Source organism: Streptomyces sp. NPDC001816 (genome assembly GCF_042892235.1).
Taxonomy (GTDB): domain Bacteria; phylum Actinomycetota; class Actinomycetes; order Streptomycetales; family Streptomycetaceae; genus Streptomyces.
On sequence record NZ_JBIATY010000003.1, the window covers coordinates 341203 to 352207 of the forward strand.

Below are 11005 nucleotides of genomic sequence, written 5' to 3' on the forward strand. Positions count from 1 at the left end.
TGTACCCAGCCCGACGATCAGTCGACCAGATCCCGCACCACCGCGTCCGCCAGCAGCCGCCCGCGCAGCGTCAGCACCGCCCGTCCGTCCTCGTACGGCCCTTCCTGAAGCAGCCCGTCCGCCAGTGCCCGCTGGGAAGCCGAGAGCCCCTCCTTCTTCAGCAGCGACAGAGGTACCCCCTCCCGCAACCGCAGCTCCAGCAGGATGCGCTCCACCCGGCGGTCCTCGTCGGACAACAACTCACGCCCGGCCCCCGGCGACCGCCCAGACGCCAGCGCCGCCGCATACGCCCCCGGATGCTTGACGTTCCACCAGCGCACCCCGCCCACGTGCGAGTGCGCCCCCGGCCCGGCGCCCCACCAGTCCGCGCCCCGCCAGTACAGCTCGTTGTGCAGGCAGCGGGCCGCCTCCGAGGTGGCCCAGTTGGAGACCTCGTACCAGTCGAAGCCGGCCGCGGACAGCATCTCCTCGGCGATCAGATAGCGATCGGCGTGGACGTCGTCGTCCGTCATCGGGACCTCGCCCCGGCGGATCCTTCTCGCCAGCTGGGTGCCCTCCTCGACGATCAGGGCGTACGCGCTGATGTGGTCGGGCCCCGCCCCCAGCGCCGCGTCCAGTGAGGCCCGCCAGTCGTCGTCCGACTCCCCCGGCGTGCCGTAGATCAGGTCCAGGTTGACGTGCTCGAAGCCCGCGGCTCGTGCCTCCGCCACGCACGCCTCGGGGCGCCCCGGAGTGTGCGTGCGGTCGAGCACGCGCAGCACGTGCTGTTTCGCGCTCTGCATGCCGAAGGAGATCCGGTTGAAGCCGCCCGCGCGCAGGGCGGCGAGGTAGGCCGGGTCGACCGACTCCGGGTTCGCCTCCGTCGTGATCTCCGCGTCCGGCGCGAGACCGAACTCGTCGCGGATCGCGCCCAGCATCCGCACCAGGTCGTCGGCGGCCAGCAGGGTCGGCGTGCCGCCGCCCACGAAGACCGTGCGGACCTCGCGCGGGTCGTCGCCGAGCACCTTGCGGGCCAGGCGGACCTCGTCGGTCAGGGTGTCCGCGTAGTTGTCCCGGGAGGCGAGCACTCCGCCGGTGCCGCGCAGCTCGGTCGCGGTGTACGTGTTGAAGTCGCAGTAGCCGCAGCGGGTCGCGCAGTACGGGACGTGCAGATAGAACCCGAGGGGTCGGTCGGCGGTGCCGGCGAGTGCGGCGGCGGGCAGCGTGCCGTCGTCGGGGACCGGCTCGCCGTCGGGGAGTGCGGAAGGCATGTCCTCCATTGTCCCGTACGGCGTCGGTTACTCCGCCTGGAGCACCAGCAGGGCCAGGTCGTCCTCCGGCAGGCCGCCGCCGAAGTCGTGCACCAGACGACGGATCCGGTCCGCGATCAGCTCGGCGCTCAGGCCCGCGCAGCCGGACAGGGCCCGCGCGAGCCCGTCGCCGTCGTCGAACTGGCGGGAGCCGGAACGGCGCTCGGTCACCCCGTCGGTCACGCACAGCAGGCTGTCGCCGGGGCCCAGCTCGATGGTCTCGCTGGTGTAGGTCTCGTCCTCCACCACGCCCAGCAGGGTCTGCGGGCGGGCGGCGGTGCGCACGTCGCCGTCAGGGCGCAGCAGCAGCGGCAGGGGGTGTCCGGCGGAGGCGAGGGTGCAGCGGACGCCGCCGTCGTGCGGGGTCAGCTCGCCGTACAGAAGGGACAGGAAACGGGTCTGCGGGCCGTCCCCGGGGGCCACGGGCCGGGCGCCGCCGGCGACCAGTGCGCGGGCGGCCGCGTCGGCGGCCTCGGTGGCGTCGTCCAGGAGGAGCTGGTTGAGGCGGTCGAGGACGTCGGCGACCCGGTAGCCCTCGCGGGCGAGCAGCCGCAGCCAGGGGCGGGCGAGTCCGATCACGACCGCCGCCTCGGGGCCCTTGCCCTGTACGTCGCCGACGGCGAAGCACCAGCGGCCGTCGCCCGCCGGGAACAGGTCGTAGAAGTCGCCGCTGGGGCCGCCCTTGTCGCAGGGTTCGTAGACGAGCGCGCTGCTCATTCCGGGGATCTCGGCGACCGCGCCGGGCAGCAGGCCGCGCTGCAGGACGGCGCTGATGGTGGCCTGCCGGGCGTACTGGCGGGCGGCGCCGATGGCCAGGGCGACCCGGCGGGCGAGATCCTCGACGAGCCCGGTGAGCTCGTCCGGGAAGTGCTGCAGCCCGCAGCGCCCGATGACCAGCGTGCCCAGCGGGCGGCCGCCCGCGATCAGCCGGTACGCCAGCGCCGCGCCGTGGGCGTCCTGCGGGCCGAGCGCGTCGCCGGGCCAGGGGTACGGCTCCGGGCCGGACCTCCCCCACTCCCGGCTCTGCTCGAGCGGGGGAACCCCCATCCTCCCGTCCCGCGAGCAAGGCGGATCCTTCTCCAGGGCGCGGGACAGCTCCTCGATGCGGTTCTCGCTGGCGTGCCAGACCCGCGTGGGCGCGCCGCCGTCGCCGCCGCGCACGGTCGCCTCGTCCTCCAGCCACACTGCGCACCAGTCGGCGAGCCGGGGCACGATCAGCTGGCCGGTGAGGGCCGTGACCAGGTTCTCGTCCAGCTGCCCGGCGAGCAGGTCGGAGGCCTCGGCGAGGAAGGACAGCGCGCCCCGGCCGAGCCAGTCCCGGTCGGCTGCGGGGCGCTGCGGCTGTGGGGCGAGGGCCTCGGCGGCCGCCAGGGTGTGCGCCGGGGCGGGCCCGTCCGGGTCCTGCCCGCCGTCGGCGGACAGCCGCGCCCACACCGTCTTGGTGCCGGTGCGGTAGGTGACGCCCCAGGACTCGGCGAGGGTGGCGACCAGGCGCAGGCCGTGCCCGTGCTCGGGGGTGTCGTACGGCCCCTCACTGCGCGCTGGGTCGCGCGGCGCGCGCGCCGGGTGGTGGTCGCGCACTTCCACCACGAACGCGCCGGACTCCTCCAGGCGCCAGTCGACCTCCACCTCCGTGCCCGCGTGCACGACGGCGTTGGTGACGAGCTCGCTGACGACGGCCATGGCGTCGTCGGCCAGCCGTGGGGACCGCTCCGGGTCCACGAGCCCCCGGTCGGACCACTCGGCGAAGGCGGAGCGCACCAGCGCACGGGCTGATCCGGGCGCGAGGGGACCGCCGGGCAGGGTGGCGAGTCCCTGTGCCCCACAGTCGTAACTCTCGCTCTCCCGCTGCGTCGGTATGGCCGCCATGTCCATGCGGCCAGGGTGACAGAGTGACCCCACGCCGGTGCGCTGAGTTACCGAAGTGGACAGGCGCGCGTGAGAACTGTGCTACGGGTGTGCTCGAACACGGTCGGAAAATGTGCGGAATTCGAGCATCCCGAGTTTGTCCGGGTCCTCGACGCCGACCAGGCATCCCGGTACGACGACGGCACCGTGCAGGACGGGTCGGGGACGACCTGATCGAGCACGTGCTGCACCCGCTCTAGTTCCCGCTGCACCCGCCGGTGGGCGCCCAGAGTGATCCGGTCGACCCGAGGGCGCGGCGACATTCGCTCGGAAGGGGGAACGGTCCGAGTGACGGCGGCACACGCCGGCCCCGGCAGGCGAAGTGCCTTCCGGGGCCGGACGGTTGTCTCATGCCTCGCGGGTGCCCGAGTACATCTCGTCGATCAGGGCCTTGTACGTCCGCTCGACCACCGGCCGCTTCAGCTTCAGGCTCGGGGTGATCTCGCCGTGCTCGACGTCGAGATCGCGCGGCAGCAGCCGGAACTTCTTGATGGTCTGCCAGCGCTGCAGGCCCTCGTTGAGCTGCTTGACGTAGCCGTCGACCATCTCGACCGTCTGCGGGGCCGCGACGATCTCGGCGTACGACTTGCCGTCCAGGCCGTTCTCCTTGGCCCACTGCAGGACGGCGATCTCGTCGAGGGCGATGAGGGCGGTGCAGTAGTTCCGGTCGGCGCCGTGCACCAGGATGTTGGAGACGTACGGGCACACCGCCTTGAACTGGCCCTCGACCTCGGCCGGCGCGATGTACTTGCCGCCGGAGGTCTTGATGAGGTCCTTCTTGCGGTCGGTGATGCGCAGGTAGCCGTCGGGCGACAGCTCGCCGATGTCGCCGGTGTGGAACCAGCCGTCGCTCTCCAGCACCTCGGCGGTCTTCTCGGGCTGCTGGTGGTAGCCGTCCATGACGCCGGGGCCGCGCAGCAGGATCTCGCCGTCGTCCGCGATGCGCACCTCGCAGCCGGGCAGCGGCTTGCCGACGGTGCCGGTGCGGTAGGCCTCGCCCGGGTTGACGAAGGAGGCCGCGGAGGTCTCGGTGAGGCCGTAGCCCTCCAGGATGTGGATGCCGGCGCCGGCGAAGAAGTAGCCGATCTCGGGGGCCAGCGCGGAGGCGCCCGAGACGCAGGCGCGCAGCCGGCCGCCGAAGGCCTCGCGCAGCTTGGAGTAGACGAGGGCGTCGGCGACCTTGTGCTTGGCACCGAGGCTGAACGGCACGGCGTGGCTGCCGGTGCGGCGGAAGTTGTCCTGCGAGACCTTGGCGTACTCGCGGGAGACCTCGGCGGCCCACTGGAAGATCTTGTACTTCGCCCCGCCGCCCTCGCGGGCCTTGGCGGCGACGCCGTTGTAGACCTTCTCGAAGATCCGCGGCACGGCGGCCATGTACGTCGGCTGCACCACCGGAAGGTTCTCGATGATCTTGTCGACACGGCCGTCCACGGCGGTGACGTGGCCGACCTCGATCTGGCCGGAGGTGAGGACCTTGCCGAAGACGTGGGCGAGCGGCAGCCACAGGTACTGCACGTCGTCGCCGCTGATCAGGCCGGTCGCGGCGATGGCCTTCGCCATGTACGCCCAGTTGTCGTGCGGCAGGCGCACGCCCTTGGGGCGGCCGGTGGTGCCGGAGGTGTAGATGAGGGTGGCGAGCTGGTCCTTGGTGAGCGCGCCGACCCGCTCCTTGATCAGCTCGGGGTGCTTCTCCAGATAGGCGGCGCCCCGCTGCTCAAGATCGGTGAGGGTGATGACCCACTCATCCGTCTCGACGCCGGCCGGGTCGATGACGACGACCTTGGTCAGCGCGGGCAGCTCGGCGCGCTTCTCCAGCGCCTTGGCGACCTGGGCCGCGTCCTCGGCGATCAGCACCCGGCTCTCGGAGTCGGAGAGGATGAACGCGGACTCGTCGGCGTTGGTCTGCGGGTAGACGGTCGTGGTGGCGCCGCCCGCGCACATGATGCCGAGGTCGGCGAGGATCCACTCGACGCGGGTCGAGGAGGCGAGCGCCACCCGCTGCTCCGGCTGCAGACCCAGTTCGATGAGCCCTGCCGCGATCGCGTACACCCGCTGTGCCGCCTCGGCCCAGCTCAGCGACTTCCAGTCGTCGGGACCCTGGCCGGAGGCGGGCGGGACCGGGTAGCGGTAGGCCTCGGCGTCCGGTGTGGCCGCCACGCGCTCCAGGAAGAGGGCCGCGACGGACGGCGGGCGGTTCTCGATCAGGGTCTGTGTGTCGGTCACGACGTCCTCCGGGGCCCGCGACAGTGCGGCTGACTCGGTGCGGCTGGGTTAACTCACGGTGGGGTTCAGGCTCTGTTGTTTAACTCGCGAGTAACTATCGAGCAGGGATCAGAGTAAGGGGCGACCGGCCGCTGCGTAAGGGGCATCGGCCTGTCACTTTCCACGCAGAGCGACGCTACGCACGCGTAGGGGCCCGCCATGCTTTCGCACGACGAGCCCCTGTTGTGCCCGGTTTGCGGACACCGCGCGCTGTTACCGATGGTTACTTCTTGCCCTTGCCCGACCCCGCGCTGTCATCGCTGGACAGGACCGCGATGAAGGCCTCCTGCGGAACCTCCACGGAACCCACCATCTTCATCCGCTTCTTGCCTTCCTTCTGCTTCTCCAGCAGCTTCCGCTTACGGGAGATGTCACCGCCGTAGCACTTGGCGAGGACGTCCTTGCGGATAGCGCGGATGGTCTCGCGGGCGATGACCCGGGAGCCGATGGCGGCCTGGATCGGCACCTCGAAGGCCTGCCGCGGGATGAGCTCGCGCAGCTTGGCGACGAGCCGCACCCCGTACGCGTACGCGGCGTCCTTGTGGGTGATCGCCGAGAAGGCGTCCACCTTGTCGCCGTGCAGCAGGATGTCGACCTTGACCAGGCTGGAGGTCTGCTCGCCGGTGGGCTCGTAGTCGAGGGACGCGTAGCCGCGGGTCTTGGACTTCAGCTGGTCGAAGAAGTCGAAGACGATCTCCGCGAGCGGAAGGGTGTAGCGGATCTCGACCCGGTCCTCGGAGAGGTAGTCCATGCCGAGCAGGGTGCCGCGCCGGGTCTGGCACAGCTCCATGATCGAGCCGATGAACTCGGTGGGCGCCAGGATGGTGGCGCGCACGACCGGCTCGTACACCTCGCCGATCTTCCCCTCGGGGAACTCGCTCGGGTTGGTGACGACGTGCTCGCTGCCGTCCTCCATGACCACGCGGTAGACCACGTTGGGCGCGGTGGCGATCAGGTCGAGGCCGAACTCGCGCTCCAGCCGCTCCCGGATCACGTCCAGGTGCAGCAGGCCGAGGAAGCCGACGCGGAAGCCGAAGCCGAGGGCCGCGGAGGTCTCCGGCTCGTAGACCAGCGCGGCGTCGTTGAGCTGGAGCTTGTCGAGGGCCTCGCGCAGCTCCGGGTAGTCGGAGCCGTCCAGCGGATACAGACCCGAGAAGACCATCGGCTTCGGGTCCTTGTAGCCGCCGAGCGCCTCGGTGGCGCCCTTGGCCTGGCTGGTGACGGTGTCACCGACCTTGGACTGGCGCACGTCCTTCACGCCGGTGATGAGGTAGCCCACCTCACCGACGCCCAGACCGTCCGCCGGGAGCATCTCGGGCGAGTTGACGCCGATCTCCAGCAGCTCGTGGGTGGCGCCGGTCGACATCATCTTGATGCGCTCGCGCTTGTTGAGCTGGCCGTCGATGACACGGACGTAGGTCACGACACCGCGGTAGGAGTCGTAGACCGAGTCGAAGATCATCGCGCGGGCCGGCGCGTCGGCGACCCCGACCGGCGCCGGGATCTCCTTGACGACCTTGTCCAGCAGTGCGTCGACGCCGAGGCCGGTCTTGGCGGAGACCTTCAGCACGTCCGACGGGTCGCAGCCGACCAGGTTCGCCAGCTCCTCGGCGAACTTCTCCGGCTGCGCGGCCGGCAGGTCGATCTTGTTCAGCACGGGGATGATCGTGAGGTCGTTCTCCATCGCCAGGTAGAGGTTGGCGAGGGTCTGCGCCTCGATGCCCTGGGCGGCGTCGACGAGGAGGATGGTCCCCTCGCAGGCGGCCAGCGACCGCGAGACCTCATAGGTGAAGTCGACGTGCCCCGGGGTGTCGATCATGTTGAGGATGTGCGTCGTGCCCTGGTCGGGGCCCTCGGTCGGGGCCCAGGGCAGACGCACCGCCTGGGACTTGATCGTGATGCCGCGCTCGCGCTCGATGTCCATCCGGTCGAGGTACTGAGCACGCATCTGCCGCTGCTCGACCACACCGGTCAGCTGGAGCATCCGGTCGGCGAGCGTGGACTTGCCGTGGTCGATGTGCGCGATGATGCAGAAATTGCGGATCAGAGCCGGGGCGGTACGGCTCGGCTCGGGCACATGGTTAGGGGTCGCGGGCACGCAGGGTCCTGTCTCTTGAGGCGCCTTATGCCTCGGGTCGGATCGATACGTAGTCTCCATGGTCCCACGCGACGGGACCGGGGACCGTTTTGGGCCGCCCGGAGGGCCACTGGTACTGTAGATGGCTGTGCCTCATGCCCTCTCAGCGCGAGGCGCGAACAGAAAATTTTGGATCACCGGTACGGGACCCGAGCGGCCCCGCACCAGAACCTGAAAAGGCTCCTTCGTGGCGAACATCAAGTCCCAGATCAAGCGGATCAAGACCAACGAGAAGGCTCGGCTGCGCAACAAGGCCGTCAAGTCCTCCCTGAAGACCGCGATCCGCAAGGCCCGTGAGGCCGCTGCCGCGGGTGACGTCGAGAAGGCCACCGAGCTGCAGCGCGCTGCCGCGCGTGCGCTCGACAAGGCCGTCTCGAAGGGCGTCATCCACAAGAACCAGGCCGCCAACAAGAAGTCGGCGCTTGCTTCCAAGGTCACGTCCCTCAAGGGCTGAAACTCCCTTTTGATCTGACCGCCGGAAGGACCCAGAGCGGGCCCTCTCTCATCCGCTCCCGTCCGGCACCCCAGAGCCTGTTCGCGGCCTGCGTTCGCCACGCGGGAACGGGCTCGCAGCTTGGTCCGAGGCCCCGTGCCCTCCCTTCCCCAGGGTGGGCGGCGGGGCCTTCGGCATGACCGCCCCGGGCCTTCGCGTCACGACCAGAAGGCGTTGTCCCTGTCGATGTCCGGTACGCACTCGTCGATGTCGGTGATCTTGTCCCCGACGATCCGGAAGACCAGGCATCCGTCCTCCCCGTAGCGCTTTTCCCCGCGCTCCGCGGTGACGTGGTGCAGGGCCACGACATGCCCCCGGCCGTCGACGAACACGCTGCGCAGCTCGACGCGCAGACTGCCGCCGCTGTCCTGGAAGAGCCGGCCGTACATCTTGATCACGGCTTCCCGGCCCTTGAAGTCGCCGGAGAGCGGATGACTGCCGGGCGCGTGATAGGTCACGTCCGCCGTCATCAGCTCCCGCAGGGCGTCCATGTCGGCTCGGAAGAAGGCGTCGTAACCCTTACGGACCAGGGCTGCGTGCGGATGTTCAGCCATGGCGATCGCCACCTTCCAGCATTTCGGCGATGTACGGCTGACAGCTCCGATTCTCCTCGCCGCCGGCCACCGGGCGACTGGATCAGCGCTCCGGCCCCAAGGCTCAGCCCCGCCCTCTGGACCGCGCGGCGCGGGCGATCGTCACGACCGCCTTCTCCAGCGCGTACTCGGGGTCGTCACCGCCGCCCTTCACGCCCGCGTCGGCCTCGGCGACCGCCCGGAGCGCCACCGCCACCCCGTCGGGCGTCCAGCCCCGCATCTGCTGGCGCACACGGTCGATCTTCCACGGCGGCATGCCCAGCTCGCGGGCGAGATCGGCGGGCCGGCCGCCGCGTGCCGACGACAGCTTCCCGATCGCCCGCACCCCCTGGGCCAGCGCGCTGGTGATCATCACCGGAGCCACCCCGGTGGCCAGCGACCACCGCAGCGCCTCCAGCGCCTCCGCCGTACGGCCCTCCACCGCCCGGTCGGCGACCGTGAAGCTGGAAGCCTCGGCCCGCCCGGTGTAGTACCGCCCGACGACGGCCTCGTCGATCGTCCCCTCCACGTCGGCGACGAGCTGCGCCACCGCCGAGGCCAGCTCGCGCAGGTCGCTGCCGATCGCGTCGACCAGCGCCTGGCACGCCTCGGGCGTGGCCGACCGCCCGAACCCCCGGAACTCGCCCCGCACGAACGCCAGCCGGTCCGCCGGCTTGGTCATCTTCGGGCAGGCCACCTCCCGCGCCCCGGCCTTGCGTGCGGCGTCCAGCAGGCCCTTGCCCTTCACACCGCCCGCATGCAGCAGCACGAGGGTGATCTCCTCCGCGGGCGCCCCGAGGTACGCCTTCACGTCCTTGACCGTGTCGGCCGAGAGATCCTGGGCGTTGCGCACGACCACGACCTTGCGCTCGGCGAAGAGCGAGGGACTCGTCAGCTCGGCGAGCGTGCCGGGCTGCAACTGGTCCGGGGTCAGGTCCCGTACGTCCGTGTCGGCGTCGGCGGCCTTTGCGGCGGCCACCACCTCCTGCACGGCACGGTCGAGCAGGAGGTCCTCCTGGCCCACGGCAAGGGTCACCGGGGCGAGAGGGTCGTCATTCGCAGTCTTCCTGGCCATCGCCTACAGCATCCCACGCGGCACTGACAACGAACCGGCCGCGCACCCCGACCGGTCCCGGACCGTCCCCGCAGCCGGCCCCGGGGTCACGGCTCCTCGCGCCAGCCGTCCCACTCCCCCGCGAAGGCGTCCAGTTCGGCGGGGTCCAGGCGTCCGGCCTCGTCGTGCAGGACCAGCAGCCACTGGGCGTCCTCCGCGTCGTCCTCGCCGGCCAGGGCGTCCCGGACGAGCTGGGGCTCCTCGTCGACGGCGAAGCGCTCCCCGAGCGCCTCGGCCGCCTCCTCGGCGGCATCGCGGTCGGGCAGCACCAGCACGTGTCTCACATCGCTCACCGCCCCATTCTCCGGCACCCGCCGCACACCTGACGGCCCGGTCAGCCCCTCCGATTCAGTCGTTGTCAGTCGCTATCGGTCGTTCCGAGTCCGCACGGCCGGCACTCGGCTCACCCCGATCTCGAACCGGTCCCGGTACACCGCCAGCACCTCCTCGTCCGTCCCCAGTTCCGTCGTCTCCTTCTTCCCGTCGGGGGCCGTCGTCGTCAACGCCCGGCCGCTGAGGGTGATCCGCCCGCCGTCCTCCGTCACCCGTGAGCACACCAGGGACCGGGTGAAGTGCGACTGCGGCGAGGTGCTGTGCCACCAGGCCCCGGCCGCGAAGTCCCCGAGCGCGCGGGGCCGCGTCTCCAGCCGGTACTGCGGCCTGCCGTTCCGTACGACGTCCAGGTCCGGGGCCGCGGCCGAGTCGCCCCCGCCACCGAGCACTCCGGCGAGGTCCGGGCCGGCCTCCGCCACCCGGAACGTCCCGCCGGGATCCGGCTGCTCCCCGCGTTCCGCGAACGCCAGCGGATAGTGGCTGTGCGCCCCGAACCCGACGTCGGCGAGCCAGTCCCCGCCGTCCGCCGTCCGCACCCGCAGCGCGAGATGGTCGTACGGGATGCCGAGGCGCCCCTCGTCCCCGTACACCCGCCCCGCCAGCAGCTGGACCTCGTATCCGAGAGCGGCGAGCAACGCCCCGAACAGACCGTTGAGTTCGTAACAGAAGCCGCCCCGCCGCCCCTCGACCACCTTGTCCAGCAGCCGCTTCTCCTCCAGCACGATCTCCTCGCCGAGGTGAATGGACAGGTTCTCGAAGGGCACGGTCCGCAGATGGCGCAGGTGCAGCTCGCGCAGGGCCTCGGTGGTGGGGCCCGGCGGGCGGGCGGCCCCGAGGCGGCGGAGGTAGGCGTCTGCTTGTCCTGGGTTCATGCACCCAGTCTGGTCGAACACCCAC

At 71.0% G+C, this 11005-nt stretch carries 9 protein-coding genes; 1 reads left to right on the top strand and 8 read right to left on the bottom strand.

Annotation, left to right across the window (positions count from 1 at the left end; translation table 11 throughout):
- Positions 1 to 17: 17 nt before the first annotated feature.
- From hemW to lepA, 4 genes are all read right to left on the bottom strand, one after another.
- Complete coding sequence (hemW, locus tag ACFYZZ_RS12600) at positions 18 to 1250, bottom strand: radical SAM family heme chaperone HemW (RefSeq protein ID WP_389174512.1); 1233 nt, start codon at positions 1248 to 1250, stop codon at positions 18 to 20.
- 27 nt (positions 1251 to 1277) lie between these two features.
- Positions 1278 to 3158, bottom strand: a complete 1881-nt coding sequence (locus ACFYZZ_RS12605; RefSeq protein WP_389175733.1) for a SpoIIE family protein phosphatase — start codon at positions 3156 to 3158, stop codon at positions 1278 to 1280.
- Between the two features lie 387 nt (positions 3159 to 3545).
- Positions 3546 to 5420 carry an AMP-dependent synthetase/ligase gene (locus tag ACFYZZ_RS12610; protein WP_389174515.1) on the bottom strand — a complete coding sequence of 625 codons (1875 nt, stop codon included), beginning with the start codon at positions 5418 to 5420 and terminating at the stop codon, positions 3546 to 3548.
- A 262-nt stretch (positions 5421 to 5682) separates the two neighbouring features.
- Complete coding sequence (gene lepA, locus ACFYZZ_RS12615; RefSeq protein ID WP_389174518.1) at positions 5683 to 7557, bottom strand: translation elongation factor 4; 1875 nt, start codon at positions 7555 to 7557, stop codon at positions 5683 to 5685.
- Positions 7558 to 7783: 226 nt separating this feature from the next.
- Between lepA and rpsT the strand changes: the two genes are divergently transcribed.
- Positions 7784 to 8050 (top strand): 30S ribosomal protein S20, encoded by a 267-nt coding sequence (rpsT, locus tag ACFYZZ_RS12620; RefSeq protein ID WP_067006864.1) that lies wholly within the window; start codon positions 7784 to 7786, stop codon positions 8048 to 8050.
- Between the two features lie 197 nt (positions 8051 to 8247).
- Here rpsT and ACFYZZ_RS12625 read toward each other — a convergent pair whose 3' ends face one another.
- The 4 genes from ACFYZZ_RS12625 to ACFYZZ_RS12640 form a co-directional block, all read right to left on the bottom strand.
- Positions 8248 to 8643, bottom strand: a complete 396-nt coding sequence (locus ACFYZZ_RS12625; RefSeq protein ID WP_386571877.1) for a nuclear transport factor 2 family protein — start codon at positions 8641 to 8643, stop codon at positions 8248 to 8250.
- A gap of 103 nt (positions 8644 to 8746) precedes the next feature.
- Positions 8747 to 9736 carry a DNA polymerase III subunit delta gene (gene holA / locus ACFYZZ_RS12630; protein WP_386571876.1) on the bottom strand — a complete coding sequence of 330 codons (990 nt, stop codon included), beginning with the start codon at positions 9734 to 9736 and terminating at the stop codon, positions 8747 to 8749.
- Positions 9737 to 9822: 86 nt separating this feature from the next.
- Positions 9823 to 10068, bottom strand: coding sequence for a hypothetical protein (locus ACFYZZ_RS12635; protein WP_386571875.1), 246 nt, complete (start codon positions 10066 to 10068; stop codon positions 9823 to 9825).
- A gap of 72 nt (positions 10069 to 10140) precedes the next feature.
- Complete coding sequence (locus ACFYZZ_RS12640) at positions 10141 to 10980, bottom strand: arylamine N-acetyltransferase (protein WP_389174522.1); 840 nt, start codon at positions 10978 to 10980, stop codon at positions 10141 to 10143.
- Between the last annotated feature and the right edge of the window lie 25 nt (positions 10981 to 11005).